Below are 26,463 nucleotides of genomic sequence, written 5' to 3'. Positions count from 1 at the left end.
ATCAAAGTCGCACCACTGTTGGGTTTTCCGCCGATTTTGGCTGTTTGGTGAAAATCTCGAGAAAGCGACAGGCGGTCGTAAGCCTTGAAATACAAGGGTTGTAGCTGCTAAGTGTGTCAGGTTTGAGTCGCGGGCTTGATGACAATTTTTAACAGAGTCCGGCAGTTATCACGCACGGCAGGCGTAATGCCGGCGTTAAAAAAATGTCCAACAATCTATTGCTCAAGTGCCTGTCGAGTCATAGCAAATTGCGTGGTTTTTCATTGACCTTGCCGGCTTCGCCAGGCACCCGGCGCGCACCCCAGCCAGCGCAGGCATGCACGGTTGAAGCTTTGCACATCGCTGTAGCCCAGACGGTCGGAAATCTCCACCAGTTCCAGGTCGGTCCCCTGCAGAAAGTCTTCGGCGCGGTAGCGGCGGTATTCGTCGAGCAACTCTGAAAAACTCCAGCCCAACGCCTTCAAGCGTCGGGCGGCGGTGCGCTCGAGCAAATGCTGGGTGGTACAGAATTGCTGCCAGCTGGCCTCGGCGAGGTCGACGATCAAATGGTCGCAGACTTGCTCCAGCAAGGTCGGTTCGCTGTTGCGTCGGGTCTGCTCCAGCAGCTCGACCAGCGTGTGTTCCAGTTCATGATTGCCCGGCGTCAACGGGATCACGAACAGCTGTGGATCGAGGCGGATCGAGTGCTGCGCCTGCCCCCATTGCACCGGTGCGCGAAAAGCTTGTTCATGTTCCTGCGGGTTGGCCGTGCAGGCACCGGCCAGCCCGACGCCCAGAACCGGATCACGCTCCAGGCCGCTGGCGAGGAATTTGCGCCGCAACATGCTGCACAGGCTGATGAGGATGTAATCGGCGGTTGACGCGCTGGTTTTCACGCTGCCGCGGTCGAGCAGGTGCAATTCGACGCTGTCGTCGCCGCGCACGATCCGGGCCTGGAAGTGCCCGTTGAAAAACGGAAAGAAACGCACGAAATACTGGCAGGCGCTGTCCAGTGAGTCGGCCACGTCGAACAGGTACGTCAGGCCGTTGGTGGCGGTGGAAACGAATCGCCGACCGGCCGCCAGGCCAATCAGCGGGTCGCCGGTCTGTTCCAGGGCAAACGCCCAGAAGCGCCGCGACATGAACAGCGGAATGCGCATGAATGGCGTGCGCAACTCGAACAGGCTGCGTCGCAACAGGCCTTCGATGCGTTCCCGGTCCACACCGCGGGCCAGCAACTCTTCGATGGCCGGCAACAGGGTCGGCGCGTAGAACGCGTTGGGTATTGATTGGTCGTGCAGCGGCTGATCGCTTTTTGTCATGTAGGGCTCACAGCTTGTTCCTGAACACTGGTCAGGCTGGCCGACGTTAAGCGATTTGCCGGAGCAAGACCATGCTTGATTTACGCCAGCTCGATTTGAACGTGTTGCTCGCCTTCGATGCGATTTACCAGCAGCGCAGGGTCACTCGTGCCGCCGGGATTTATGCAACTTCTTGAGGGGACTGGTTCGACGCCAGCAAGCGCCGGTCGACCGTCAACACCGCATCGACCATCGCCAGCGCGGCCGGTGTCAGGGAGTGGCCGGCGCGGCTGACGATGCCGTAGTGCAATTGCAGGCCGGGATCCTCCTTGGGTACATCGGCAAACTCCAGCAGGCGGACCAGACCCTGGTCGACCAGTTCGGCCAAGGCCTCCACGGTGGCGATGCCCACCGCGTCGGAGCGCATCACCACGCGGCGGATGGCGTCGAACTGCGCGCATTCCACGCTCGGATTGAAGTCCGCCTCGCCCTGCACGTCGGCGAGGATCTTGCGGATCGTCGGCGGTATTCGCGTGCCGACCACCGCGTAGTCAAGCAGGGCGCGCAGGGACAGATTCTGCTGCTGCGCCAGGGGATGACCGACACGGCAAAAGAACCACCCGCGCCGGGGGCGCAACAGCTGTACCTGGTATTGCGGGTCGCCGGTGAAGTACCGCGCGTCGGCTACGAGGAATTCGATCTGCTGTTCACGAAGCCAGACCGCCAGTTGTTCCCAGTCGCCCTGGTGGAAACTGATGCGGATCGCCGGATGAGCCTGAATGAACTCCGCCAGCGCTTCGGGCACCAGCACCTGGGCCGGATATGGGCCGCAGCCGAAGCGCAGCTCGCCACCGGTCAGGCCGTTGTATTGCGTCAGTTCGTTGTGCAGGGCCTGGCTGCCAGCGAGCAGGCGCCGGGCATGTTGCAGCACCAGTTCGCCTTGACCTGTCAGGCGGAATTCGCGGCTGCTGCGTTCCACCAGCGCGCAGTCGAGGTCGCGCTCCAGGGTCTGGATGCTGCGACTGAAGGCCGGTTGGCTGAGATTGATCGCCTCGGCGGCACGCCCGAAGTTGCGGTAATCGGCCAGGGCGACAAGGTGGCGGAGCTGTCGTAGGTCCATCATGCGTCTCCTGCATTCAGTGGATACTTTTAATGCATTGGATCGATAGCACAGAGGCTGGCATAAGTACACGCCTGTCCTTTCGCCGTAACCTGCCATGACCAGCCAACCGTTCATTTCCAGCGCCTTCACCCGCACCATTCTCAGCCATGCCCGGCAGTCCGGCCTGTGCCAGGACCAACTGCTGCAACGGGCCGGCATCTGCCTGTCGTTGCTCGAAGGTCAGGACCTGCATGTGCCTGCGCACCTGGTCGAACGCCTGTGGAATGAATGCGAGCGTGCGGGCGCGGGCGCATCGTTTGGCTGCGAACTGGTCAACGGCATGGCGACCACCGCACTGCGAGGTCTGAACATTCTGCTGGACTCCGCAGCGACCCTGCGTGCGAGCCTGGCATGCTTCACCGATTTCCTGCCACGGGTGACCAACTACGTAGTGGCGGAACTGGAGGAGGGTGACGGGCAGGCCCGCCTGCACTTGCGCGGTGCCGGTCAACAGCCGCACTTTTTCGGCCTCGATGCGGCGACCCTGACGTTGGTGCGCAACATCGCCCGACGCCTGGGACGAGCGCCGGCGCAGGTGTTTGTGGCCGTTCGCCTGACGCCGCAACAGGCTGCCGGGCAGTGGTTGCGTAGCGCTGGTATCGAGGTGCTGGAGGGGTCACATCCGTGTTTGAGCCTGCCAGCGGCCAGTCTCGATGAGCCGTTGCTGGGGGCCAATGGGTTTTTGCATCAGAGCATGTTGCGGCACTGGCAGACTGCTGCTGCGCAACATACCCGCAGTGACAGTCTGGAGTTGGCGCGGCACTGGTTGACGGCAGGTGATCAGCCGATTGAGCGGATTGCCGAGCGGTTGGGGTATCGGCAGCCGAGTAATTTCATTCGGGCGTTTCGTAAGCAGTTCGGGATTACGCCCAAGCAGTTTCGCCTCTGTGATGTATCGGGTCGGCCGGTAGGTCGCCTTCGTCGGAACGCCGCCCGGACCAAGCTCGCTCCTTGATCAACGATTTTGCAACCAGCTCAAAAAACCACCTTTCTTGACCGCCACCGGTTTGGCCATCAATGCCATCCGGCTGTTCTGCTGCCGCACCGCTTGCAGCTTGTTCAACGCCCGGTCGACTTCGCGGCGTTGCTCCATGCAACTGCGGGTCAGGGATTTGTCGAGGCGGTAGATGATGCTTGAGGTCAGAGCGGTGAACCGTGCCTGGGACGGCGTGTCGGCAAGAATGCTTTGTTCGCCCATGACTTCACTTGGCCCCATGCGTCCGGCTTCGATCCGCGTGCTGCCATCGGGGACAGTGGCGCTGACCACGCCGGTGGCGATGACGAACAAACTGTCCGGCACTTCCTCCAGATCCAGCACCACCTCACCAGCCGCATATTGCTGTGCCACCATGTTTTGGGCCAGACGATCACGTTCCTCGGCGCTCAGGGAACGGAAGATTTTCACTTCATCGAGCAAGGCCCGTGCGCGGGTCGACGGCTCGATCACGCCATCGGGCTGCCGGGAAATGCCTGCTGCTTCGAGGTGCCGATGGGCCAGGTCGAACAGTTGATTGCGCACTTCGCCCTTTTTGCCCAGTTCGGCGATGAAGCCGCTGGCCACGTATTCGGACATGGTTTCGCCGGCCTCCTTGAGCACGGCTTTCGGCGGTGGGTTGAGCAGCAGACTGCTGCTGCCCTGAAGGGTGCGGTCCAGGGCATCGAGTACCCGACGCGGACGGATGTGGTTGGGCACCTGAATGCTGATCGACACGCCGTGCAGGTTGGTCGGGCGGCTGAGGTTGACGATCTTCGCCTTGGCCGCCACCGAGTTCGGCACCACAGCGGTGCTGCCGGCACTGGTCAGCAGGTGGGTGGCGCGCCAGTCGATGTCCAGCACCTTGCCTTCGACACCGTCGATGGAAACCCAGTCATCGACCTGATACGGCTTGGTGGTGTTGAGCACGATACCGGAGAACACATCGCTCAAGGTGCTCTGCAATGCCAGACCCACCACGATGGCGACGACGCCAGAGGTCGCCAGCAAACCTTTCACTGGCAGCTCCAGCACGTAGCCGGCGGCGGCGACGACGGCAACTAGGAACACCAGTGCGCCGATGACATCCTGCAACAGCCGGCCGCTGTGGCCGATGCGTCGCATCAACACCAGACCGATGACTTCCGTGAGCACCCGCGCGGCGTACAGCCACCACAGAATTCCCAGCGCCGTAGCCCCGAGCTGCGCCACGTGATCATCGGCAAACAATGGCGCCTGCAACGGGCTGACGCCGGCGTTGATGATCACTGCGCTGAACAGCAGAAACAGCGCCAGGCGCACACCGACCCGGCTGACGCGATGCTTGAATGGCGCGAGGTGCCAGAGCAGGGCGTCGATGGCCAGCAGCAGGGTGCTCAGGGAGAGCAAATGAGCGTAGACAAAAGACATTGGGATGCTCCGCTGGAAATGAGGTAGCGCAGATGAAGAGTGCTGTTGTGGGAGCCTGCTCGCGATTGCGGTTCAACATTCAATGAAGATGTCGACTGATATTGCGCATCGTCGGAACGCCGCCCGGAGCAGGCTCGCTCCTACAGAAAAGCCCCTCACCACACCGCAAGTGTGTGGCAAAGGGCAATGTCTCAGTTCAAGTGAACCTTGAGCTCCAGCGCAGCCTGGCGCACCGCTGCTTTCACTTCGGGAATCTGGCTCAGCGGATTGAGCAGGCCGAAGTCGTGGATCATGCCGTTGTAGCGGACTGAGGTCACCGGCACACCGGCCGCATCGAGGTGGCGGGCATAACCTTCGCCTTCGTCACGCAGTACGTCGAATTCGGCGGTCTGCACCAGTGCGGCCGGCAGGCCTTTGAGCTGTTCGGTACTGGCGTTGAGCGGTGAGGCATGAATCTGCGCACGTTCGCCAGCGTCGGTGGTGTAGTTGTCCCAGAACCACTTCATCATGTTTTGGGTGAGGAAATGGCCTTCGGCAAATTGCTGGTACGACGCGGTATCGAACTGTGCGTTGGTCACCGGCCACATCAGCAGTTGAAAACGCAGGGCCGGGGCTTTTTGCTCCTTGGCCATCAAGGCCACGACCGCCGCCATGTTGCCGCCGACGCTGTTGCCGGCCACTGCCAGGCGCTGACCATCGACGCCGATCTGTTTGCCATGCTCGGCCACCCAGCGCGTCGCGGCGTAGGCCTGGTTGATCGCGGTCGGGTAATGCGCTTGCGGCGACGGTGTGTAGTCGACGTACACCGCGACCGCGCCGGAACCCACCACCAGGTCACGAATCAGGCGCTGGTGAGTCGGGAAATCCCCCAGTACCCAACCGCCACCGTGGAAGAACATGAACACCGGCAATTCACCTTTGACCTTGGCCGGGCGCACCACTTTGAGGTGGAGTGTCTGCCCGTCGACCTTGATCGCTTTGTCGCTGATTTCGACACCGGACAGGTCAACCTTCACCGACGCCTGGGCACCGGTCAGCACCGCACGGGCGTCTTTCGGGCTCAGTTGTTCAAGCGGTTTGCCACCACCGGCGGCGAGGGCTGCGAGGAAGGCCTGGGTGTTGTGTTCGACACCCGGGCTGCCCGCAGCAAACGCGTTGCCGACGGCAAGGGCGAGCAGGGACGCAGTCAGGGTTTTCTGGACGAGGTTCATGGTCAATTCCTTTTTGATCGTGGGTGTACGCGGTTAGGTAATGCAAGGGTGAATTCAACACCGTGAACACAGATTAATAGGGTGCCTGGAAGGGAAAAAGCGGCTATAAAGTGTTTGACTGTCAACCGGGAAGTGACAATGAACCCCTTCGAAGATATGCGTATTTTTTGCCAGGTGATGGACTCCGGCAGTTTCACGGCTGCCGCAGATCAACTGGGCCTGTCCAAGCAGTTTGTCAGCCGCCGCTTGATGCAACTCGAAGAGCGCCTGGGCGTGCGCTTGCTCAATCGCTCGACCCGGCGGCTGGACGTCACGCCGCTGGGGCAAAGCTATTACGAGTCAGCCTTGCGCCTGCTCAGCGAAGTCGAACAAGTGGAGCAGGGCATCGCCGGCCAGACCACCGAGCCACGGGGGACCATTCGTGCGAGTGCGCCGCTGTCGTTCGCACTGGCGCATCTGGGGTGCCTGTTGCCGGAGTTTTTGCAGCGCTATCGCGAAGTGACGGTGGAGATGGATTTGAGTGATCGCCCTGTGGATTTGCTCGGTGAAGGTTACGACCTGGCATTGCGCATTGGCACACTGGAAGACTCGACGCTGATCGCCCGACGCATTGCCTCCATTGAACGGGTGTACTGCGCAAGCCCCGCGTACCTGGTCGAACGCGGCACGCCGCTCAAGCCTGAAGATTTGCACGGACACGACTGCCTGCCGTACGGCCATGGTCGTCAGGTGCAATGGCGTTTTGCGGGGCAGGGCAAGCCATTGAGCGTCAATGTCAGCGGGCGGATGCGGGTCAACAACGGTGAACTGCTCAAGGACGCAGCGATCGCCGGGCTGGGGATCACCTATTTGCCGACGTTCATTGTCGGTTCGGCGCTGAAGGATGGAAGGCTGGTGGAAGTGCTGGAGGATTTCAGGCCGCAGCCGCTGACGTTGTCTGCGGTCTATCCGCAACACCGGCAGAGTTCGCGGCCGGTGCAGGCGCTGGTCGAGTTCTTGCGCGAGCGGCTGGATCGGGTTGAGGGCAGGTTGTAGAGCGGCTGATTGTCTGATTCACATTGACCACTGTAGGAGCCGGCTTGCCGGCGAAGGCGTTTTTGATGGCGCTGCACGTCCCAAGGCCGCCTTCGCTGCGATGCGGCGACCCGACAAGCCAGCTCCTACAAAAACGGGTACACACCGTCATTTTTTGTGTCCACACATTCCCTGTAGGAGCGAGCCCGCTCGCGATGACATTCGATCATTCAACATTTCTGTTGCCTGACACTCCGCTATCGTCGGAACGCCGCCCGGAGCAAGCTCACTCCCACAGGATATTTGTGTTGTATGGATTTCAGGGGGAATCAGGTCCTTTTGTCATCGCCGGGCTCGGTATGGGCACCACGATCATCGCCGGGCTCACCATTGGCATGGACGCCACGGTCATCGCCGGGCTCACCATTGGCATGGACGCCACGGTCATCGCCGGGCTCACCATTGGCATGGACGCCACGGTCATCGCCGGGCTCGCCATTGGCATGGACGCCACGGTCATCCCCAGGTTCATCATGGGTGCCGCTGCGTCCTGAGGACGAGGCCGTTCCGGAGTGGCTCGAACCGCTGTTGGCACTGCCATGACCGCTGTTGCTGCCATGGTCGCCGCTATGGCCGCTGCCGCTGTTGCCACCACTGCCGCTTCCACCGTGACTGCCACCGCCGCCACTTCCGCCGCCGCCGCCGCCACTACCGCCGCCGCCACTACCGCCGCCGCCGCCACCACCACCACTACCCCCATCCTTGGCCTGAGCACTGGATACCCCGGACAGGCTGTCCGGAATCAATACGGTAGACGCCGACAGAACCGCGCCAATAGCTACTGCCAGTAAAAGCTTATTGATGAGCATGTCGTTCTCCGTCTTATTGTTCAGATTGGAACGTTGATGAACATTGCAACGTGCTGCATTTTTCCCATGGGAACTTGTTAAACACCTCGACGGACTGATTTATTCAATGGAAGGTTGAAAAGATGCAACGGGCAGCGCGGCCCTGCTCCATGAGGTCAGTGAATGCTCGAGGCCAATTCGAAAATCGGGATGTACATCAGGATCACGATCACCCCGATCAACAGACCGATGAAGGTCATGAGCAGAGGTTCGAACAGCCGTACGAACCATTCGATCCAGCGGCTGATTTCTTCGTCGTAGAAGTCGGCGCTGCGCTCCATCATCTGCCCGAGGTTGCCCGACTGTTCGCCGGCGCGCAGCAGGCGCAGGGATACCGGAGTCACCAGGTGATTGAGTTCCAGCGCGGTAGAAAGCGATTGCCCCTCGCGTACCCGGTCGCAGGCCTGGTCCAGGCGCGCGCGGGAGGCGACGCTGAGCAAGCCACGGACCATGCCCATGGCGGTGACCAGGGGAATGCCGCCTTGCAGCAGTATGCCTAGCGAACGGTAGAAACGCGCCAGCTCATACATGAAGATGCGCTGGTGCACCGCGGGGAGTTTTTCGATCAGGCGGTCCAGCCCCCGACGAAAGGCCGGTTGGCGCTGGAGCAGGGTGAGGGCGACGATGATGGCCAGCAAGCCACCGAAGAATTCGCCCTGGTGGGTGTGCAGGAACATGCCGCTGCTCATCAGGACCTGCGACATCCACGGCAGGTTCGACCCCAGCCCTTCGAATACCAGGCTGAAGCGCGGTACGACGTAGCCCATCAAAAACAACACCACGCCACCTCCCACCACCAGCAACAACATGGGGTAGATCGATGCGCTGACGATCTTCTGGCGAACCTCGTCCATGCGCTGGCGATAGCTGACATACCGGCCCAGGGCATCGCCCACGGCGCCGGTCTTCTCACTGGACTGCACCAGCGCCACATACAAAGGCGGGAAAACCGCCGATAGCTGCCCCAAGGCCTGGGAAAACGATTTGCCCTCGTACAGCAAGCGCACCAGCTCGCTCAGGGTCTTGCGGGCTTGTGGCGCGTTTTCCTTTTCCGCCAGGCTTTCCAGCGCATCGATCAACGGCAGGCCGGCGTTGAGCAATGTGGTCAGTTCCTGGCTGAACAATACCAGGTGGAAGGTCTCGCGCTTGTGCAGGCGCAAGGCTCGCCAATGTCGCTCGGCGTGCAGGCTGACGACTCGCAGGCCCTGGTCTTCGGCGATGCGCCTGGCCTCGCTGTGTCCCGGCGCCTCGACGGTCATTGAGACGACACCGGCCTTGCCGACGGCTTTGAGATGAAAGCGCATGGTCGCTTTTCCCGTCAGTTCCAGTTGGTGACTTCGGCGTTCTCGCCTTCGCCGCCGGGTTGCCCGTCCTTGCCCAGGGACAACAGGTCGTACTCGCTGTTTTCACCGGGATAGCGATAGTTGTAGTTGTGGCCCCAGGGGTCTTGCGGGAGTTTTTTCTGCAGGTACGGGCCGGTCCAGCGCGGTTCATCGGCGGGGGCAGTGACCAGCGCCTGCAAGCCCTGTTCGGTCGACGGGTAGTGGCCGACCTCCAGGCGGTAAAGGTCCAGGGCTTTGCTCAAGCCTTCTATTTGCGCCTTGGCCACTTTCACTTCGGAACGGCCCAGTTGGGCGAAGTACTTCGGCGCCACGATGCCGGCCAACAGCCCCAGTACCACCAGCACCACCAACAGTTCGAGCAGGGTGAACCCGCTTTGGGGGCGCCGGGCATAACACGGTCGCTGATTCATGATGACCTCCCTCAGTTGACAGCAGAGTCGCTATACAGGCGCATGCAATTGCCATGCTCATGACTGGACATCCTTCTGCACCCCCTGTGCTACGGGCCTTTTCACTTACGGCACAGTGTTTGCGTATGGCTGTTTTACTACCGGCCACTGGGGCAATACCCCCATTTTTCGGGGCCGGGCAGGGGAGGCATGCCAATGAAAGCCATCACAGCAGGATTGCTCGGATTACTCGCGCTCGCTGGCGCCGCACAGGCCGATGTGTTCGTTTCCCTGGACGCCAAGGGCAACTATGTCCTGTCCAATGTCCACCGCCCCGGACGCCACTATGAACGGGTGATCCATGAGCCCGAAGCGACGGTCGTCAGCCTCGACCAGCAACCGCAGATGATCGCCGCGCAACCCTACGCCGAGCTGGTGTCGGCGGCGGCCACGGCCAATGAACTACCGGCGGCGCTGCTGCACGCAGTGATCAAGACCGAATCCAGCTACAACGCCCGCGCTACCTCACCCAAGGGCGCTCGCGGACTGATGCAGTTGATGCCCGCCATCGCCCGCGAAATGGGTGTGACCAACGCCTACGACCCCAAGGCCAACATCCAGGGTGGCGCCCGCTATCTCAAGCGCCTGATGACGATGTTCGACAACGATATCCGCCTCGCCGTGGCCGCCTACAACGCCGGCCCGCAAGCGGTGCTCAGCCGGGGCAACGTGGTCCCGCCGTTCGCCGAAACCCAGCGTTATGTGCCCAACGTGCTGAACCAGTATCGGCGTTTACAGGGGTTGTCCGCGGATGCGCCGCTGTGATCGAGACCCAGGGGGTGGTTTCCCCAATAGTGGGGAATGGCGGCCCCGGCGAGAAAATGGGGGGTCGGGTGGGGAATATCCCCCCGTTTATCCATTCGTGAATATATCCAGCTGATTAATAAGGTGATTTTTTATGGCATGCGGATTGCTGTGGACAACTTGTCGAGAGGTGTTCACTGATAACCCGCAATGAGGCCCGAGTTCATGATCGGCATATCTCACGCTCCGTCCCTGATTATTTGGCTGTTGTTGGTGACATCGATGCTCGACATCGCGATTGCCAGCTAGCCCCCCCCCGTGGGAGCGAAGCTGCACGGGGCACGCAGATTCTGAAGGGGAGTTTTGATATGGACAGGACCACCACAATCGCTGGCAGCGCGGTGATTCTCGGGATGGCCTTGATCGGGTTCGGGGTATGGCGGACCGCGCCCCCGACTGCGCTCGACGAAATCACCTTGCCCGATACCTGGAGCGACCGGACGCTGGAACGTGACGGGATTGCGGTGGCCCTCGATGTAAAGCCCCTGGCCAAGGACGGCGTACTGCGTGAGGGCGGCATTGCCGACGTGCAATTTCGAGTGACGGACAAAACCTCCGGTCAACCCTTGTCTGGCGTCGCGCCGGGTGTTCGGGCCATTCCCGGCGATACCCACTGAGAGGAAGCTGACATGAACCGATTCGCGCATCGCGGCCTGCTGACGTTCGGTCTGTTGGCCTTCGGTATCGGCCAGGCGCTGGCTCACTCGGCGGACGAGCCCACCGGGCACGACATGGCGGCCAGAGAGGCCAGCCCGGAGACCGCCCGGATCAAGTTTGCCGACGTGACCCTGCTGGACCAGAACGGCAAGGTCGTCAGCCTGGAAAAAGACCTGGTGAGCAACAAGATCGTGGTCATGGGCTTCATCTACACCAGCTGCACTACGGTCTGCCCGGTGGTGTCCTCGATCATGGGCAAGGTGCAGAAACAGTTGGGCGCGCGGGTCGGCACCGAGGTACAGCTGGTGTCGATCAGCATCGACCCGCAGCGTGATGATCCCCAACGCCTGAACGACTACGCCCGCACCTTCCAGCAGGGGCCGGGCTGGAGCTGGCTGACCGGCTCGCCGCAGTCGGTCACTGCCACCCTCATGGGCCTGGGCGCTTACAGCGGTGACGTCGAGAACCACTCGCCGCTGATTCTGGTGGGGGACGGCAACAACCGTTTCTGGACCCGCTACTACGGTTTCACCGACCCGACGGAGCTGGCCCGGGCCGTCGAGAAGCTCAGGGGTGAACGCAACGCCCACGCCAAGCACACCGCCATCGCCATGGAGCATCAGCCATGAGAGTCATCGACTGGTTCGCTCCGGGCGTCTGTTACGGCATTTTCAGTTCAATGGCATTTGCCCACGAAGGGCATGAACAGGCCGCGCCGACGGTGGCCGACGGCATCACCTTTATCTCCCTTACCAGTGATCCGCTGCGGGACACCCCGGCGGTACTCGAGGCTTACACCTTGAAACAGGGCGTCGATGACCCCCACTGGTTTTTTCTTACCGGCGACAAGGCGCAAATGGACCTTGTCTTGGGTCGCATCGGCCAGATCGTGCCGACCCCCGAGCAACACTCCACCCAGTCGATCATCGGTGACGTGGCGAACAAGCTCTGGAGCAAAATCCGTCCCGATGCTCCGGCAGCCGCCATTGCCCAGCGCTTGCAGGTGCTGACAATGCCTGTGGCCGATAGCTGAGCCACGGCCATGAATACTGCCCTCGTCCTTGGCCTGCTACTCCTGAGCGGCATCACGCTCAGCGTCCAGGCGCTGCCGCTGAGCCTCAGCGAAAGTGCCGGCAAGCGCTTGTACGGCGAAGGTCTGTCTGCCAGCGGCGAACCGGTCATGGCCCGGGTCGGTGCATCGAACATGGTGCTGCCGGCCAAGCGCCTGGCCGAAGACCGCGATTCGGGCCTGACCCCCGACAGTCTGTACCTGGGCACGTTGTTGCCGGCCACCGGACCATTGAGCGAAGAGGGCGCCACGGTGGCGTCGGTGCTCAACGGCTGCGTGGCGCGTATCAACGAGGCGGGCGGAATTCATGGCCGGCAGTTGCGCCTGACCATCCTCGACCCCGGCGCCGACCGCGCCAGTGCCGAAAAGGCGCTGGACTGGTTGATCGAAGAAGAGCAGGTGTTTGCCCTGATTGCACCGCTGGCGCCGGCATTGGACATGGACCTCGCCGTGCGTCTGGAAGAGGCCGGCATTCCCCTGATCGGGCCGCTGTCCTTGCAGGGCACGCCCCACCACACCAGCCGGCAGATATTCGAACCGCTGCCGGGGCTTCGCGAGCAATTGATCGCCCTGGCCGATTACGCCGGTGCCAGCCTGCGGGTGCTGCAGGGGCCGACGCTGATCGCCTATCCGGACGAATCCGGCCAACAGCTGGCGGCGCAGGAACTCAACCAGTACTTGCAGGGCCACGCCTGGCAAAAGGTGCGTCTGCAAGCCTACGACCCGACCAGGGATGATTTGCCCTTGGGCTCGCGCTCGGTGTTTTACCTGGGCAGCAGCAGCGGCTTCAGTCGACTGGCCGAGCGCTTGCAAACGGCGGGGCAGGTGCCTTACCTGTTCGCCACCTCGAACCAGGTGGCGGGCAATCTGATGCAGGTGCCCAGCGGATTTTCCCGGCGGGTGTTCCTGGCCTATCCGTTCGTGCCCAGCGACTGGACCCTGGCCGGGCGCCAGGCCTTGACCCAGTTGCGCGAACACCAGGGCCTCGGTGACCAACACGCGGTGCTGCAAGTGGGCGCGTTCAGTTCGATGATGCTGCTCAGCGAAGGCATGAAGCAGGCCGGGCGGGATGCCAGTCGCGAGAAGCTGATCAGTGCGCTGGAAGGCCTGCATGACTTCGATACCGGGCTGACACCACTGATGAGCTTTGGTCCTGGCCGGCGCCTGGGCTTGAGCGGTGCCCATATCGTAACGGTGGATCTGCCGAACCAGCGTTTCTATCTGGTCGCCCCCTATAAACCCGCTGCTGCCACGCCCTGACCGGAGGCCGATCATGAAACCCAACACTTTGCTGGTCCTGCTGCCGCTATGGGTGCCCGGTGCAGACGCTTCCACTGTCGTAGCCGCGCGGCTACGCTTAACCGCAATGAGGGCGTCGGCGCAATTGAGCCCGCGCAATCGAATCGAGCGGATTGACGATGAATAGGGGAGGGTCCCCAATAGTGGGGGAAAAAACGTCAATGCCAATCCGGTCGCTTTCCCCGTTTTTGGGGGATGGAATGGCTGTACGAGAAGGCATTGTTTTTAAATTCAAGGACATGAAGACCTGAAAATACCGGTACCCAGCCTGGCGTGAAGTGTGCATAAGCCCTGTCAAGGCGTGCACTCAGCCAGGTTCAAAACCCGGACCTGAGGTTTCAAGGAGTCCACCTTGTTAAACAAAGTACTGGTTGTTGATGACGAACAGTTGCTGGCGGAAAATCTCCAGGGTTACCTGCAGGCGCAAGCACTGGAAGTCCGGATTGCCCACGACGGTGCACGAGGAATCGCTGTAGCTGACGATTTCGCACCGGATGTGATGGTGTTCGATTACCGCTTGCCCGATATGGAAGGCTTTCAGGTGCTCGATGCCGTCCGCCAGAACAGGATGTGTCATTTTGTGCTGATCACAGGGCACCCCACCGCAGAAGTCTGCGAGCGGGCCCGGCAAATGGGAGTCAGCCATATCCTGTTCAAACCCTTTCCATTGGCGGAATTGGCCCGTGCAGTGCTTGATCTTCTGGGCAGGCGGCGCGAGCCCAAATCGGGTGTGAGCACTTCCGAAGGATTCGTCGAACGACGCCAGAGCAGGACCGAGAGTTTCCCGCTGCAGTTGTACGACGGTAGTTGGGTGCTTGCAGATCGCCGAAAAAGTACATCGGCCTCCATGGCACCAGACGACGAACAATTGCTCACCGGGGAGTAGTGGCGCGACAGGACGTTCCGGCCCCCGCCGAAATGGCTCGCCGCGCCGACAGGGCTCAAAGCCCGGGGCGTTGGAGAGCAAGCCATGGACCGTCTATCCCTTGCCGTAGAACCGGCGCAACCGGAATGTGTACCGACTCGCTTCACCAGTGAACAATTGGCCCAGGCCCGAGCCCTGGCCACCAGTTCCGGCGAGCGGATGCTGGACGCCCTCGCAGCGTTGAGTGAACTGGCTCCCATGCCCTTCATCCGGTGCCTGGGCGTCACTTTGCATTATCCGGTGCTCGACACCGACAGCCTGTTCAGTTCCACCCCGGTGTTCGACCGGGTGACCCTGGCCCAGTGCCTCAAGCGTGAATTCATCCTGCTGCGTCACGACGAGGCGGTCATCGGTGTGTTCGCCGACCCCTTCGACAGTGCGCGCCTGGCCTGGATCGATGAATGCCTGCACGGCGCGCCGCTGTACCTGGTGCATGCCGATGACCTGAAGGCCTACCTGGCGCGCCACGAAGAAAGCTTCCATGCGGTGGAGTCGCTCAACGCCCAGAGCGACGCCGGCGCCGAGATCGATAACCTGCAAAGCCTGTCCCTGACCAGCATCAGCGAAGATTCCAGCGTGGTGGTCAAACTGGTCAACTCGACCCTGTACGACGCGCTGAAAATGCACGCCAGCGACATCCACCTCGGTACCACCGGCAGCGGTCTGGTAATCAAGTACCGGATCGACGGCGTGCTCAACAACATCAGCAAGATCCAGGGCAGCGAGTTCGCCGAGCAGGTGATTTCCCGGGTCAAGGTCATGGCCGAACTGGACATCGGCGAAAAACGCGTGCCTCAGGATGGTCGCTTCAAGATCGGCATCAGTGGCCGGCAGATCGACTTCCGGGTGTCGATCATGCCGAGCATTTTCGGCGAAGACGCAGTGCTGCGGGTGCTCGACAAACAGGACCTCGCCGACAAGGTCTGTGGCGTGCAATTGCAGGCCCTGGGCTTTGAAGAAGAAACCCTGCGCCAGCTGCGCCGACTGGCCGCCGAACCCTACGGCATGGTGCTGGTGACCGGGCCTACCGGTAGCGGCAAGACCACCACCCTGTACGCGATGATCACCGAGATCAACCACGGCGTGGACAAGATCATCACCATCGAAGACCCGGTGGAGTATCAACTGCCGGGCGTGCTGCAAATCCCCGTCAACGAGAAGAAAGGCCTGACGTTCGCCCGGGGCCTGCGCTCGATCCTGCGCCATGACCCGGACAAGATCATGGTCGGTGAAATCCGCGACCCGGACACCGCACAGATCGCTGTGCAATCGGCGCTCACCGGTCACCTGGTGTTCACCACCATTCACGCCAACAACGTGTTCGACGTGATCGGCCGTTTCACCCAGATGGAAATCGATCCCTACAGCCTCGTCTCGGCACTCAACGCCGTGCTGGCCCAGCGGTTGATCCGCCTGGTCTGCACCAGTTGCAGCAGCCCTTACAGCCCGACAGAAGAAGAGCTGGAGGTCTCGGGGCTTGATCCGCAAAAGGTCGCTCACTACCAGTTCGTCCACGGCAAGGGCTGCGGGCATTGCCGGGGCACCGGTTATCGCGGGCGTAGCGCGATTGCCGAGCTGCTGCACCTGGACGACGAACTGCGGCAAATGATCGTCGAGCGCCAACCCATTTCGAAAATCAAGGCGCATGCCTGTAAACGTGGCTTGCGCCTGTTGCGCGAGTCGGCGCTGGAGATGGTGGAACAAGGCCGGACCACTCTCGAGGAGATCAATCGTGTCACTTTTGTCTCGTGAGCAATTCGTTGCCGTGCTCGGCGCCAGCGGTGTTGGCCTGGGGCAACGGCAAGGCAGTGCTACCCGTTGGCTGGGCAGCGTCGGCTACATCGACGAAGGCTTCCAGGCCTGGACGGTGGCTCTCGACACCCTCGACCATTTGCTGGCCGATCACACCGTTGCCAGGGCGGAACTGACCGTGGTGATCTCCGGGCACTTCAGCCGCTATTGCCTGGTGCCCTGGAGCGAGCAGATCAGCAGCCCGGCCGAATTGCTCGGCTTCGCCCAACTGTGTTTCGAAGACCTCTACGGTGCCCCGACGCAACCCTGGAGCCTGGTGCTCTCGCCTGAGCCCGCCGGTTACGACCGCATCGCCACCGCGCTGCCCCAGGACTTGCTCGAACGCCTGCGCACCCTGGTCAGCGCGCGCGGATTGCGCCTGCGTTCGGTGCAGCCGTACCTGATGGCGGCGTTCAACCATTTCGATCAAAGCTTTGATGCCGGGGACTTCCTGTTCGTGGTCGCCGAACCGGTACGCAGCGTGTTGCTGCTGGCCCGGGAAGGGCGCTGGACCTCGGTGCGTTCGGTGGGCAGCGGCGACGGCGATGCCGCGCTGACTGCGCTGATCGGCCGTGAAAACCAGTTGCAGGCTTCCTCGAGCGAACGACCGTTGAATGTCTACCTGCATGCACCGGCGCGCATCGATTCGCCTCCCGACGTGCCCGGTGTGCATCTGCGCAACCTCGAAGAAGACCGGACAGCCGTACGCGATTGCCTGTACGTCATGTCTCGGGCGGTGGCCTGACATGCGCCCCCTGATGCTCGACTTTCAGCCGCGGCGCCGTGCAGGTCCCCTGGGCTGGAGCCTGCTGGCCGGTGGCGTGGTGCTGACCCTGACTTGCGCTCTGGTGCAACAGCATCTGAGCAACGAGGCCGAACAACAGCAAGGCCACCTGCAAACCACACAGCGGGTGCTCACCGGCGATACCGGCAGCAAGCTCAGCCTGACTCCGGCGCAAATCCGCGAGCAGGCGCAGAACCTGGCCGAAATGCGCAAGGTCTCCCAGCAGTTGCGCCGTCCCTGGGAACGTTTGTTCGCCACCCTCGAAGCCATGCCGCGGGACAACATTGCCCTGCTGACCCTGACCCCGGACGCCCGCAAAGGCCAGGTGCGGATCAGCGCCGAGGCGCTGGACCTGGACGCCATGCTCGATTTCCACCGCCGCCTCGAAGCCAGCGACGAGCTGTCCGACGTGTCGCTGCTGAGCCACGAAATTGTCGCCGACGTGCCGGAACACCCGGTGCAATTCAACCTGTCGGCTACCTGGGAGATCGGCGATGCAAATCCATAAATTGATCGTCCACGAATACCTGCAAGGCCTGGGCGTTCCGGGGCTGGCAGGGTTGGCCATGCTGGTGCTGGCGCTGAGCTATGGCCTGGTCGGGTTGCTGCCGGACTGGGAGTCGCTGCAAAGCCTCAGCCAGCAGACTCGCGAGGCTACCGAGTATCTGGCCAAGGTCGAAGACGGCACCGTAGCTGCGCCGGTGGTGCCGCAGCGCCAGCTCGACGATTTCCGCAGCAAGTTGCCGTCCCAGCCTCAGGCCACCGTGGCCATCGACAAGATCTACGCCCTGGCCGCCCAGGAACACATCACCTTGTCCCGGGGTGAATACTCCCTGGGCGTGGACCCCAAGACGCACCTGGCCCGTTATCAGATTCTGCTGCCGGTACGCGGCAGCTATCCGCAACTGCGGCGTTTCCTGCACGCCTTGCTCGGCCAACTGCCGGCGGTGGTGCTGGAGGATGTGGAGTTTCAGCGCAAGAAGATCGCCGATACCGACCTGACCGGGCGGATCCGCATGACCCTTTACCTGTCGAGGTCATGATGAATACCAGGCGAATGGTGGGGTGGGTGGCGTTCTTCGCTGCAGCGGCAGCGCTCGCCTGGTTCCCCGAATACTTCAAACAGGCTGACGACAGCGACCCTGTGGTGGCCGCCGTGACCACGCCAGCCAAGGTCAAGGCCCCGGGCACATCGGCGGCAGCATCGAGCGCCGCGGCGGTAGCGCCGATCAAGGACCTGAGCCCGGCAGGCGACCTGTTCGCCGCCCGCAGCTGGAAAGCGGCGCCGGCCCCCGGCACCGTCACTGAACAATCGGTTGTCGCGACTCCGGTGGTGCAAGTCCCCACTGCACCGCCATTGCCCTTCCAGTTTGTCGGCAGGCTGGATGACCGTTCCGATTTGCAGGTGTTTTTGCAGAGCGGCGAAAAAATCTACGTCGTGCGCAAAGGGGATGTCATCGACGAAACCTGGCGGATCGAGCGGATTTCCAAAGAGGAACTGAGCCTGGTCTACCTGCCTCTGCATTTATCGCAGACCTTGTCTGTGGGGAGTACGGAATGAACAAATCCCGTTTGCTGATGAGCCTGTGTCTCTGCGCAGGGCTGGCCGCGTGCAGTTCGGCGCAGATTGCCAAGGATGAAGCTTCCGCCCTGATGGAATCCGGCCAATACGAAGCCGGTCTGGCTCGCATCGAACAGGGATTGCGTGAAAACCCTCGCGATACCGATTTGCACATGGCCCTCAACAACGGTCGGGCCCGCGCCGTGACGGCGCTGCTCACCCAGGCCGACATGGACCGGGCCCAGCGCAATTTCGCCGGGGCCCGCATGACTTACAGCCGGGTCTTGAACATCGAACCGAACAACCGTCGTGCCCAGGATTCCCTGCGCCAGCTGGACTACCTGCGCAGCATGGACGAGAAACTCGAACTGGCCCGTGGCGACCTGCGTCGCGGTGACATCTACGGTGCCGACCGCCAGGTCAAACAGATTCTCGAACTGGACCCGAAGAACGACGGCGCCCTGGAACTGCAAGACAGCATCCGCCTGGTGCAGAGCCGCAACGTAGTGCAGTACCCGCAGCTGCGTACGCGCCTGGACCGGCCGGTGACCCTGGAATTTCGCGATGCCAACCTGAAAACCATTTTCGAAGTGCTGTCCCAGGTCGCCGGCCTGAACTTCATCTTCGACAAGGACCTGCGCCCGGACATGAAAGCCACGATCTTCGTGCGTGACGTGCGTATCGAAGACGCCGTGGAACTGCTGCTGCAACAGAACCAGCTGCATCAGAAAGTGGTGAACGAAAACACCTTGCTGATCTACCCGGACTCGCCGCAGAAGATCAAGGATTACCAGGAGCTGGTGATGCGCACCTTCTACCTGACCAGCATCGATGCCAACACGGCGCTGAACATGATCAAGACCATGCTCAAGACCCGCGACGTGTTCGTCGATGAGCGCCTCAACACCTTGACCATGCGCGATACCGGTGATGCGGTACGCATGGCGGAAAAACTCCTGCAATCCCAGGACCAGTCCAACCCGGAAGTGGTGCTGGAAGTGGAAGTGATGGAAGTCGCCCGCCAACGCATTCTCGACCTTGGCCTGCAATGGCCCAACACCTTCGGTGTGGTCAACAGCGACGGGTCGGCGGTGACCATTCTCGATCAGCTCAAGGGCATCGACTCCAGCCGCATCACTATCTCGCCATCACCGCAGGCCAAGATCAATGCCCAGGACAAGGACATCAACACCCTCGCCAGCCCGGTGATTCGGGTGAGTAACCGCGAACAGGCGCGCATCCACATCGGCCAGCGCGTGCCGATCATCAGTGCCACCTCGGTGCCTTCGACCCAGGGCCCGGTGATCACCGAAAGCGTGACCTACCTCGACGTCGGTCTCAAGCTCGAAGTGCAACCCATCGTGCACCTGAACAACGAAGTGGCGATCAAGATCGCGCTGGAAGTCAGTAACGCCACGCCGCTGACGCCGACCGCTCAGGGCACCATTCCGGTCCAGGTCGATACCCGCAACGCCCAGACCACCCTGCGTCTGCATGACGGCGAAACCCAGATCCTCGCAGGGCTCGTGCGCAACGACCACGGCGCCACCGGCAACAAGATTCCGGGCCTTGGCGACATTCCCGGCCTGGGTCGCCTGTTCGGCAGCAACAAGGACGACGTCAGCAAATCCGAACTGGTGCTGTCGATCACCCCGCGGATCGTGCGCAACCTGCCGTACCAGAGCCCGTCTGACATGGAGTTCCCGACCGGTACCGAAACCAGCATGCACATCCAGGCACCGGACCGTTCGATGAGTACGACAGTTCAGACCGGCCCCATGAGCGCACCGATCGCCACCACCGTTACCGTTGGGAAGCCTTGATCATGAACGCCTCGCAACGCGGTTTCAGCCTGGTCGAAGTCGTGGTGACGCTCGCTCTGGTCGGCCTGCTGGCCGGCATGGCCGCACCGCTGACCGAGACGGTGGTGCGCCGGGGCAAAGAGCAGGAACTGCGGACTGCGCTGTATCAGATCCGCGATGGCATCGACGCCTACAAACGTGCCTTCGACGCCGGCTACATCGAGAAGACGCTCGACAGCAACGGCTACCCGCCGAACCTGAAAGTGCTGGTCGATGGTGTGCGTGACGTGCGCAGCGCCAAGGGTGCCAAGTTCTACTTCCTGCGGCGCATCCCCCGTGACCCGCTGGCAGTCGTCAAGCGTGACGACGAGGGCGGCTGGGGCCTGCGTTCCTATGACAGTTCGGCTGAGAGCCCGCGGGAGGGCCAGGACGTCTTTGACGTTTACTCCAAGGCCCGGGGCAAGGGTCTCAATGGTATTGCCTACCGAGAGTGGTGAGCCTATGCGTCGGCAAAAGGGTTTTACCCTGATTGAACTGATGGTGGTTTTGGCAATCATCGCGACCCTGATGACGATCGCCTTGCCACGCTACTTCACCAGCCTGGAGGCCTCGAAAGAGACCACCCTGCACCAGAGTCTGTCGTCCATGCGCGAGGCGCTGGATCACTACTACGGGGACACCGGGCGTTATCCCGATTCCATCGAACAGCTGGTCGAACTGCGCTACCTGCGTAACCAGCCGCTGGACCCGATTTCCGAGCGCAAGGACACCTGGGTCATGGTCGCGCCACCGGATGGCGTGGCGGGCGGGGTGGCCGATATCAAGAGTGGGGCCGGCGGGAGGGCGCGTGATGGCAGCCTGTATTCCGAGTGGTAAGCCATCGGGCCAGGACGGTTTCACCTATCTGGGTGTGCTGTTTCTGATCGTCGTGATAGGCATGGGCCTGGCCAGTGCCGGCGAGTTGTGGGCCACCGCTTCGCGCCGGGATCGCGAAAACCAGTTGCTCTGGGTCGGTACGCAGTATGCCCAGGCACTGCGCAGCTATTACCGCAGTTCGCCTGGTGTCGCGCTGTACCCGAAAGAACTTGCGGACCTGTTGCAGGACGAGCGTTTCCCGTCGGCCAGGCACCATATCCGGCAGTTGTACCCGGAGCCGATGACCGGTGGTGAATGGGAGCTGATTCGAGGTATCGACGGACGGATCAGCGGTGTGTACTGCCCGTCCACCGAGAAGCCGCTCAAGCAGGTGAATTTTCCCAGCGAGTGGTCGGACTTCAACGGCATGGCCAGCTACAAGGACTGGCAGTTCGTGGCCGAGAAAGCCTCCCTCGAAGATACCGGCGGGCCGCCGAAAGACCCGTCCACCTCGCCTCAGGCATTGCAGCCTTGATCCGCCTTCGCGAGCCTGCTCGCGAAGGCGGCCTGACAGCCGACCTGTCTTTTGTTGACCGCGTACATATCCATTGCTGCGGTAACGGCGACTTATGGTTTCGCCCTTACGGCGAGTCCCTTTTGTCAAACGACACAAAAGGAACCAAAAAGTCTCGCCCCGAACGTACGGCCCCTCGCTAAGGCTCGGGGTTCCTTCGCTCCGGCATTCATCCGGGGGCATCGCCTCCGGTCGGCTTCGCTCGACCTCCTCTCGATGTGTTCGGCTGCGCCGAACGGCGCTGCGCGCCTCCCCCCCGGATGAACGCCTCCGCTCAGCCTGCCGAGGGGGCGGGTGGATCAAGATCAAAAGCTGCAGGCGAGCTAACGCTCGGCCTGTTGAGTGGTGAGAAGCGTGAGTGTACGCCGATCAACTGTAGGAGCTGGCTTGCCAGCGAAGGCGGCCTGCCAGCCGACCAAACTCTCGCAGGTACACGCAACTCAAACTGTAGGAGCGGGCTTGCCCGCGAAGGCGGCCTTACAACCAATGCTAATCCTTTGGTTCACACCACCAATGTGGCAAGGGAGCAAGAGGGGGATAACGGATAGGGTTGTAGGACCAGGAGTGAGGCTACACCGCCTTGCGTCATTGCCTACAACTACGCCAGAATCCGCCGGCTTGTGGGCCTTGGACCCTGACTCTATCGTTGTCGGGTCGCTGCAAATTCAGCGATCGGGTTTCGCAGCCCAGGTTAATCAAGGCGCTCAGCGCCACCGTTTCCTTGCAGTTGGCGCTTTTGTTCGCCCACTGTTTTGCGTTATGGCGGCTGTGCGCGGGAGGCTTTCGGGTCTGCCGGGTTCCTTGATTCCCGGTCTGCGAACCTGCGTATGGCCGCCACCTTCTTCGCTTCGCAGCGAATTGTGGCGGCTCCATCAATCAAGGAGCTTCGTCATGGTCAAACCCGCACCCAATCCCCCCGAATCAGAAACCGGTACCACTCAACGTGCACCCGGTCTGCACCTCAAACCCGCCATCCTCAAAAACAACGCACCGCACAATCCCAGCACGATGTTCATCATCGCTCCGAACATCGAAACCGAAAGCCTTCTGGCTCACGCCTGCGAATCGCTGGCCTCGGCAAGTGTCATGGCCAGCGACTTCGCAACATTCCTGGACGGCCCGCAACGCAGCATGTTGCTGGGCATCCAGCAGGTGATCATGCTGGCCGACCTGGCAGTTAACCGCGCACTGGATAACGTCGCTCCACTGGATTAAGTGCTGAAGCTTGTGGCGCGGGAGCCAGCTTCCTCGCCACAACGCTCGGCTCCATTGTTTTAACCCTGTCAAAAAGCAGCCGCTGCACCTGGCGCCGACAAAATCGCGAATGGTCCTACAGGTACGTTGCATCAACACTCGGACGCATCCTACGCGCGTGCCGGAAGCTTCCTATATCAACCTTTTTTACCTTCCTGAAAGCTGTCGAGCACTTGAACGAGAGGGGTTAACGAACGCCTCCCCATGGGCATCACCGACCAGGAAGGAAAAATACAATGAGCAGACCCGACATTGTCGTGCCAGTCGCGTTGCAGCACACCAATCAGGCCACCTGCACGGCACCCTGGTACGTGTGCAACACCGAATACCACCCGGTGAGCGCTACCTATCAGCCGTTGATCAACGGCGAGGAAGCCTTCCGGGCCGTGCACCAGGCCATTGCGGGGGCCGAGAAAACCGTCGACATCATCTGCTGGGGTTTCCAGCCGTCGATGTACTTCATCCGCGATGGCGAGGCGCCGAGCATCGGTGAGCTGCTCCTGGCCAAGGCCAAAAAAGGCGTCAAGGTGCGGCTGCTGGGCTGGGAAATGCCCTTCAATCTGGCGGGGCTGGGCGGCGAGGCCAACCTGCCCGGCAAAGGCTCGATTCGTATTGCCGATCGGGCGCTGCAGCGCTCCACCGAGGCGCAATACGCCGAAGACCGCGAGTGGTTTGCCCGCTGTGCGGTCGCGGACAACCAGGCGGCGCAACAGGTCGCGAACGGCCTGCCAGCGTTCGTCAGCCGCGGCTTCAGTTGGGAGGAAAGGGCTGAAATTTCCCATTGGGTAAAATATGAAAGCCTCGACCCGCACATCAGCAGCAAGATGCGCCAGGCCCTGAAACTCACCGCCACGCACCATCAAAAGACGGTGTTGGTCGACTACGAACTGCCCGATTGCGCCGTGGGTTTCGTCATGGGCCACAACATGCTCGACGAGTATTGGGACACCAGTGATCACTCGGCGCTGAACCGTGGCAAGGACACCAAACCGGCCCCCAACAAAAGGTCCGCGTGGCGATACCCCACGCCAGGACATTTCCAGCCGGGTCAGCGGCCCCATCCTGGAACACCTGCACCACAACTTCGCTGCAGCTTGGCGCAAGGAAACCGGCGAGGACCTGCTCGCTTCGCGTCAGGCCAAGCAAGTCGGACCGCAGCTGCAATGCACCCCGGGCACCATCAAGCAGATCGCCCAGATCCTGCGCACCCAGGCCCAGGAAGGCAAACGCGACATCGAGACGCTGTACCTGCAAGCGGTGAACAACGCGACCCAGTTCATCTACATCGAGAACCAGTACTTTCGCTGGCCGCCCCTGGCCGAGCTGATCAAACAGGCAGTCGCCGCCCAACTCAGGGGCGGGCGCGACCCCGGCCTCCATGGCCCCCTGCACCTGTTCGTCGTCACCAATGCCGGCGACGACAGCGTGGATGCCGGCACCCGCAACACCCAGCGCATGCTCGAAAGCCTCGGACGCGCCGAGACCATCCCCCAAGTCACCAAGTTGCAACGCATCGAAGAAGTGAAAAAAAACGCCCCGTCCCAACCCCGCCCCGAGCCCCGCGACCGCGTCGGACACCGGGAACTGGCCGAGTGGCAGGCCGACCTCGATCGGCACATCCAGAAGATCAAGGACAGCACCATCGAACCGGAGGACGTCCCCGGTCTGAAAGTGCACCTGTGTTCGCTGGTCGCCCCCGACTCACCGGCGGGCAGGGAGTGGATGCCGGTGTACATCCACTCCAAGTTGATGATCGTCGACGACGTCTTCACCACCCACGGCTCGGCCAACATCAACACCCGCAGCATGCAGGTGGACAGTGAGCTGAACATTGCCCATGAGTGGATGAGTGTGACCCAGGCGCTACGGCGGCGGTTGTGGGATCGGCATACGGCTGGGAAGGGGGTGCAGGAAGAAGTGGGTGATGCATTCAAAGCTTGGCAAAACATCATCGAAGACAACAAAGAGCGCGAAGAAGGCGAGATAGAGCCTTGCGCTCCCCTCGTCGAGTTTTTCTACGGCAAGGCCAAACTGTGGGACCTCGACTGATGCGCCGCTTTCTCCTGCTCTCCTGCCTGTTGTTGGCAGCTTGTGATAGCCGCAGTGCTTTTACCTACACGAAGAAGGACCCTCATGTGAAACCTCTGACTGAAATCAAGGCCAAGCTGGCCTTCACCTGCGCCCATGAGAAAATTCCGGAAGCCAGTGCCCAATCCGACCTGCTGTTCCAGTACGCCCGCTGGCTGCAAAAAAACAACCAGCTCAAGCCGGACAAAAGTGTCGATGTGGAAATCGAACGGCTGTACCGCATTGCCGCCGAAAACGGCCATTACAAGGCCAATATCAACCTGCAGAACGGCGCCATGCGCGGTCGCTTCCAGTTGCGTGGCGACGAGCACCTGCGCCTGAGCCAGCAACTGATCGATGCCGGGGTCGCCACGGGGTACTACTTTGTGGGGATCTTCCTCCGGCAGGGCTCGGCCGGGTTGAAGCAGGATCCGCAGATGGCGTTACGTTACTTTCGTAAGGCCGCCGATTATGGCAATGCCCAGGCGCAATACGATGTGGGTGACAAGCTGGCGCCAAAGAGCGTTGCCCCCGATATTGCCCGGCAGATGCGTAGATGTGCAGCAGAACAGGGGCATGGCAGAGCTGCAGTCATGCTTTCGCTCTATTTAAGGAGGAATCAAAAATACAGCGAAGCAATCGAAGTCTTGCAGATGGGTGTTGCCGGGGGCGACGAACATTCTGCCGGCCGCTTGGACGATGCTTTTCGTGGACACCCTCAGACCAACGAAATGGACTACTACGGCCAGACGGAAGACCTTGAGCGCGCCGATCGCTACAAAAAAATCTGGAAAATCCTAGCCGGTTATTCCTACGCCAACCCTAAAGTCCCGGAAATCAACGAAATCCTCCCCCTACCACCGGCCAAGCTCCCCGCCTGGGACGGCAAGCTGCAATGGCTCGAAGCCCGCCTGGCCAATGTCCCGCCAGAAAAACCCAGCGCGACGCTGATCCGGCAACTCGTCGAGGCCAAGGTCCTCGATCCCGCCACCGGCAGGCCTATTCCGGGATCACCGGCGTTCAGCGAGACCAACTTCATCGGGCCGACCTGTGGCAGTGGCGACGCCTGCCCACAGACCGGTTACTGGAAGTTCCATTGGTCCAGCCTGCGGCGTGATTTGTTGATGGACAGAAACGCCCCCCGCCATTTCAAACAGGGCGAAATCATGCCGACAGTGCAGGTCAGTTTCTATCGCCCGCGCATTTGGCCGCTCCCGGACAAGTACGTCGAGATTCAGACCGGGGTGACCTGGGGCCTGCTCGGATGAGGC

26 protein-coding genes and 2 pseudogenes are annotated in these 26,463 nt (G+C 61.6%); 21 read left to right on the top strand and 7 right to left on the bottom strand.

Going from position 1 to position 26,463, the window contains the following annotated elements; translation table 11 throughout:
• Positions 1-260: 260 nt before the first annotated feature.
• Together AC1D19_RS25200 and AC1D19_RS25195 are read right to left on the bottom strand one after the other, a co-directional pair.
• The gene (locus AC1D19_RS25200) at positions 261-1,301 is read right to left on the bottom strand and encodes an AraC family transcriptional regulator (RefSeq protein ID WP_477764889.1); all 1,041 of its coding nucleotides are present in this window, start codon (positions 1,299-1,301) and stop codon (positions 261-263) included.
• A 160-nt stretch (positions 1,302-1,461) separates the two neighbouring features.
• Complete coding sequence (locus tag AC1D19_RS25195) at positions 1,462-2,400, bottom strand: LysR family transcriptional regulator (RefSeq protein WP_477764888.1); 939 nt, start codon at positions 2,398-2,400, stop codon at positions 1,462-1,464.
• 97 nt (positions 2,401-2,497) lie between these two features.
• Between AC1D19_RS25195 and AC1D19_RS25190 the strand changes: the two genes are divergently transcribed.
• Entirely contained in the window at positions 2,498-3,397 is a 900-nt protein-coding gene (locus AC1D19_RS25190) for an AraC family transcriptional regulator (RefSeq protein WP_477764887.1), read from the top strand.
• Here the strand turns inward: AC1D19_RS25190 and AC1D19_RS25185 are convergent, their stop codons facing one another.
• Both AC1D19_RS25185 and AC1D19_RS25180 read right to left on the bottom strand, forming a co-directional pair.
• Positions 3,398-4,825, bottom strand: a complete 1,428-nt coding sequence (locus AC1D19_RS25185; RefSeq protein ID WP_477764886.1) for a mechanosensitive ion channel domain-containing protein — start codon at positions 4,823-4,825, stop codon at positions 3,398-3,400.
• 191 nt (positions 4,826-5,016) lie between these two features.
• The gene (locus AC1D19_RS25180) at positions 5,017-6,036 is read right to left on the bottom strand and encodes an alpha/beta hydrolase (protein WP_477764885.1); all 1,020 of its coding nucleotides are present in this window, start codon (positions 6,034-6,036) and stop codon (positions 5,017-5,019) included.
• Positions 6,037-6,174: 138 nt separating this feature from the next.
• Here AC1D19_RS25180 and AC1D19_RS25175 point away from each other — a divergent pair, with 138 nt between their 5' ends.
• Positions 6,175-7,071 carry a LysR family transcriptional regulator gene (locus AC1D19_RS25175; RefSeq protein ID WP_477764884.1) on the top strand — a complete coding sequence of 299 codons (897 nt, stop codon included), beginning with the start codon at positions 6,175-6,177 and terminating at the stop codon, positions 7,069-7,071.
• A 308-nt stretch (positions 7,072-7,379) separates the two neighbouring features.
• Here the strand turns inward: AC1D19_RS25175 and AC1D19_RS25170 are convergent, their stop codons facing one another.
• The 3 genes from AC1D19_RS25170 to gspG all read right to left on the bottom strand — a co-directional run bounded on the left by AC1D19_RS25170 (position 7,380) and on the right by gspG (position 9,711).
• The gene (locus tag AC1D19_RS25170) at positions 7,380-7,919 is read right to left on the bottom strand and encodes a hypothetical protein (protein ID WP_477764883.1); all 540 of its coding nucleotides are present in this window, start codon (positions 7,917-7,919) and stop codon (positions 7,380-7,382) included.
• A gap of 155 nt (positions 7,920-8,074) precedes the next feature.
• Positions 8,075-9,262: a type II secretion system F family protein gene (locus AC1D19_RS25165; RefSeq protein WP_477754194.1), complete on the bottom strand. Its 1,188-nt coding sequence runs from the start codon at positions 9,260-9,262 to the stop codon at positions 8,075-8,077.
• A 14-nt stretch (positions 9,263-9,276) separates the two neighbouring features.
• Positions 9,277-9,711 (bottom strand): type II secretion system major pseudopilin GspG, encoded by a 435-nt coding sequence (gene gspG, locus AC1D19_RS25160; RefSeq protein WP_477764882.1) that lies wholly within the window; start codon positions 9,709-9,711, stop codon positions 9,277-9,279.
• A 195-nt stretch (positions 9,712-9,906) separates the two neighbouring features.
• On the opposite strand from gspG, the gene AC1D19_RS25155 reads away from it, so the two are divergent.
• From AC1D19_RS25155 to AC1D19_RS25065, 19 genes and pseudogenes are all read left to right on the top strand, one after another.
• Positions 9,907-10,515, top strand: coding sequence for a lytic transglycosylase domain-containing protein (locus AC1D19_RS25155; protein ID WP_477754196.1), 609 nt, complete (start codon positions 9,907-9,909; stop codon positions 10,513-10,515).
• A 347-nt stretch (positions 10,516-10,862) separates the two neighbouring features.
• A pseudogene (locus tag AC1D19_RS25150) lies at positions 10,863-11,141 on the top strand (hypothetical protein); the annotation flags it as partial.
• Positions 11,142-11,183: 42 nt separating this feature from the next.
• Positions 11,184-11,840, top strand: coding sequence for an SCO family protein (locus AC1D19_RS25145; RefSeq protein WP_477764881.1), 657 nt, complete (start codon positions 11,184-11,186; stop codon positions 11,838-11,840).
• Complete coding sequence (locus AC1D19_RS25140; RefSeq protein ID WP_477764880.1) at positions 11,837-12,244, top strand: SCO family protein; 408 nt, start codon at positions 11,837-11,839, stop codon at positions 12,242-12,244. Before AC1D19_RS25145 ends, AC1D19_RS25140 begins: the two co-directional genes overlap by 4 nt.
• Positions 12,245-12,253: 9 nt before the next feature.
• Positions 12,254-13,540, top strand: a complete 1,287-nt coding sequence (locus AC1D19_RS25135; protein WP_477764879.1) for an ABC transporter substrate-binding protein — start codon at positions 12,254-12,256, stop codon at positions 13,538-13,540.
• Between the two features lie 13 nt (positions 13,541-13,553).
• Positions 13,554-13,706 (top strand): hypothetical protein, encoded by a 153-nt coding sequence (locus AC1D19_RS25130; protein ID WP_477764878.1) that lies wholly within the window; start codon positions 13,554-13,556, stop codon positions 13,704-13,706.
• Positions 13,707-13,931: 225 nt separating this feature from the next.
• On the top strand, positions 13,932-14,465 hold the full coding sequence (locus AC1D19_RS25125; RefSeq protein ID WP_477764877.1) for a response regulator: 534 nt from the start codon (positions 13,932-13,934) through the stop codon (positions 14,463-14,465).
• Between the two features lie 84 nt (positions 14,466-14,549).
• Positions 14,550-16,256 carry a GspE/PulE family protein gene (locus tag AC1D19_RS25120; protein WP_477764876.1) on the top strand — a complete coding sequence of 569 codons (1,707 nt, stop codon included), beginning with the start codon at positions 14,550-14,552 and terminating at the stop codon, positions 16,254-16,256.
• Complete coding sequence (locus tag AC1D19_RS25115) at positions 16,237-17,040, top strand: hypothetical protein (protein WP_477764875.1); 804 nt, start codon at positions 16,237-16,239, stop codon at positions 17,038-17,040. Before AC1D19_RS25120 ends, AC1D19_RS25115 begins: the two co-directional genes overlap by 20 nt.
• A 1-nt stretch (position 17,041) precedes the next feature.
• Complete coding sequence (locus AC1D19_RS25110; RefSeq protein WP_477760737.1) at positions 17,042-17,587, top strand: PilN domain-containing protein; 546 nt, start codon at positions 17,042-17,044, stop codon at positions 17,585-17,587.
• Positions 17,574-18,122 (top strand): pilus assembly protein PilO, encoded by a 549-nt coding sequence (locus tag AC1D19_RS25105; RefSeq protein ID WP_477754205.1) that lies wholly within the window; start codon positions 17,574-17,576, stop codon positions 18,120-18,122. The genes AC1D19_RS25110 and AC1D19_RS25105 overlap by 14 nt, the downstream gene beginning before the upstream one ends.
• Positions 18,122-18,640: a hypothetical protein gene (locus tag AC1D19_RS25100; RefSeq protein ID WP_477754206.1), complete on the top strand. Its 519-nt coding sequence runs from the start codon at positions 18,122-18,124 to the stop codon at positions 18,638-18,640. The genes AC1D19_RS25105 and AC1D19_RS25100 overlap by 1 nt, the downstream gene beginning before the upstream one ends.
• Positions 18,637-20,463 carry a secretin N-terminal domain-containing protein gene (locus AC1D19_RS25095; RefSeq protein WP_477754207.1) on the top strand — a complete coding sequence of 609 codons (1,827 nt, stop codon included), beginning with the start codon at positions 18,637-18,639 and terminating at the stop codon, positions 20,461-20,463. The genes AC1D19_RS25100 and AC1D19_RS25095 overlap by 4 nt, the downstream gene beginning before the upstream one ends.
• Positions 20,464-20,465: 2 nt before the next feature.
• Positions 20,466-20,939 (top strand): type II secretion system protein, encoded by a 474-nt coding sequence (locus AC1D19_RS25090; RefSeq protein WP_477764874.1) that lies wholly within the window; start codon positions 20,466-20,468, stop codon positions 20,937-20,939.
• Positions 20,940-20,943: 4 nt separating this feature from the next.
• Positions 20,944-21,318 (top strand): type II secretion system protein, encoded by a 375-nt coding sequence (locus tag AC1D19_RS25085; RefSeq protein WP_477764873.1) that lies wholly within the window; start codon positions 20,944-20,946, stop codon positions 21,316-21,318.
• Positions 21,293-21,832, top strand: a complete 540-nt coding sequence (locus AC1D19_RS25080; protein ID WP_477764872.1) for a type II secretion system protein — start codon at positions 21,293-21,295, stop codon at positions 21,830-21,832. The genes AC1D19_RS25085 and AC1D19_RS25080 overlap by 26 nt, the downstream gene beginning before the upstream one ends.
• Before the next feature lie 930 nt (positions 21,833-22,762).
• Complete coding sequence (locus tag AC1D19_RS25075) at positions 22,763-23,086, top strand: DUF6124 family protein (RefSeq protein ID WP_477764871.1); 324 nt, start codon at positions 22,763-22,765, stop codon at positions 23,084-23,086.
• Positions 23,087-23,361: 275 nt separating this feature from the next.
• Positions 23,362-25,174: pseudogene (locus tag AC1D19_RS25070) on the top strand (phospholipase D-like domain-containing protein).
• On the top strand, positions 25,174-26,460 hold the full coding sequence (locus AC1D19_RS25065) for an SEL1-like repeat protein (protein WP_477764939.1): 1,287 nt from the start codon (positions 25,174-25,176) through the stop codon (positions 26,458-26,460). The pseudogene AC1D19_RS25070 and the gene AC1D19_RS25065 overlap by 1 nt, the downstream one beginning before the upstream one ends.
• The last annotated feature ends 3 nt before the right edge of the window (positions 26,461-26,463 follow it).

This window comes from Pseudomonas sp. P1_C12 (assembly GCF_056406435.1).
Note: the sequence above shows the minus strand (reverse complement) of the source record. Positions and strands in the feature narration are given on the sequence as shown.

Excerpts from the sequence above, each read along its gene's own strand:
- AC1D19_RS25165 (WP_477754194.1), bottom strand. The coding sequence starts at position 9,262 with ATGCGCTTTCATCTCAAAGCCGTCGGCAAGGCCGGTGTCGTCTCAATG.
- AC1D19_RS25080 (WP_477764872.1), top strand. The coding sequence starts at position 21,293 with ATGGCAGCCTGTATTCCGAGTGGTAAGCCATCGGGCCAGGACGGTTTC.
- AC1D19_RS25120 (WP_477764876.1), top strand. The coding sequence starts at position 14,550 with ATGGACCGTCTATCCCTTGCCGTAGAACCGGCGCAACCGGAATGTGTA.
- AC1D19_RS25110 (WP_477760737.1), top strand. The coding sequence starts at position 17,042 with ATGCGCCCCCTGATGCTCGACTTTCAGCCGCGGCGCCGTGCAGGTCCC.
- AC1D19_RS25185 (WP_477764886.1), bottom strand. The coding sequence starts at position 4,825 with ATGTCTTTTGTCTACGCTCATTTGCTCTCCCTGAGCACCCTGCTGCTG.
- AC1D19_RS25075 (WP_477764871.1), top strand. The coding sequence starts at position 22,763 with ATGGTCAAACCCGCACCCAATCCCCCCGAATCAGAAACCGGTACCACT.
- AC1D19_RS25130 (WP_477764878.1), top strand. The coding sequence starts at position 13,554 with ATGAAACCCAACACTTTGCTGGTCCTGCTGCCGCTATGGGTGCCCGGT.
- AC1D19_RS25170 (WP_477764883.1), bottom strand. The coding sequence starts at position 7,919 with ATGCTCATCAATAAGCTTTTACTGGCAGTAGCTATTGGCGCGGTTCTG.
- AC1D19_RS25090 (WP_477764874.1), top strand. The coding sequence starts at position 20,466 with ATGAACGCCTCGCAACGCGGTTTCAGCCTGGTCGAAGTCGTGGTGACG.
- AC1D19_RS25145 (WP_477764881.1), top strand. The coding sequence starts at position 11,184 with ATGAACCGATTCGCGCATCGCGGCCTGCTGACGTTCGGTCTGTTGGCC.
- AC1D19_RS25180 (WP_477764885.1), bottom strand. The coding sequence starts at position 6,036 with ATGAACCTCGTCCAGAAAACCCTGACTGCGTCCCTGCTCGCCCTTGCC.
- AC1D19_RS25065 (WP_477764939.1), top strand. The coding sequence starts at position 25,174 with ATGCGCCGCTTTCTCCTGCTCTCCTGCCTGTTGTTGGCAGCTTGTGAT.
- gspG (WP_477764882.1), bottom strand. The coding sequence starts at position 9,711 with ATGAATCAGCGACCGTGTTATGCCCGGCGCCCCCAAAGCGGGTTCACC.
- AC1D19_RS25140 (WP_477764880.1), top strand. The coding sequence starts at position 11,837 with ATGAGAGTCATCGACTGGTTCGCTCCGGGCGTCTGTTACGGCATTTTC.
- AC1D19_RS25105 (WP_477754205.1), top strand. The coding sequence starts at position 17,574 with ATGCAAATCCATAAATTGATCGTCCACGAATACCTGCAAGGCCTGGGC.
- AC1D19_RS25085 (WP_477764873.1), top strand. The coding sequence starts at position 20,944 with ATGCGTCGGCAAAAGGGTTTTACCCTGATTGAACTGATGGTGGTTTTG.
- AC1D19_RS25195 (WP_477764888.1), bottom strand. The coding sequence starts at position 2,400 with ATGGACCTACGACAGCTCCGCCACCTTGTCGCCCTGGCCGATTACCGC.
- AC1D19_RS25200 (WP_477764889.1), bottom strand. The coding sequence starts at position 1,301 with ATGACAAAAAGCGATCAGCCGCTGCACGACCAATCAATACCCAACGCG.
- AC1D19_RS25100 (WP_477754206.1), top strand. The coding sequence starts at position 18,122 with ATGAATACCAGGCGAATGGTGGGGTGGGTGGCGTTCTTCGCTGCAGCG.
- AC1D19_RS25135 (WP_477764879.1), top strand. The coding sequence starts at position 12,254 with ATGAATACTGCCCTCGTCCTTGGCCTGCTACTCCTGAGCGGCATCACG.
- AC1D19_RS25095 (WP_477754207.1), top strand. The coding sequence starts at position 18,637 with ATGAACAAATCCCGTTTGCTGATGAGCCTGTGTCTCTGCGCAGGGCTG.
- AC1D19_RS25175 (WP_477764884.1), top strand. The coding sequence starts at position 6,175 with ATGAACCCCTTCGAAGATATGCGTATTTTTTGCCAGGTGATGGACTCC.
- AC1D19_RS25190 (WP_477764887.1), top strand. The coding sequence starts at position 2,498 with ATGACCAGCCAACCGTTCATTTCCAGCGCCTTCACCCGCACCATTCTC.
- AC1D19_RS25155 (WP_477754196.1), top strand. The coding sequence starts at position 9,907 with ATGAAAGCCATCACAGCAGGATTGCTCGGATTACTCGCGCTCGCTGGC.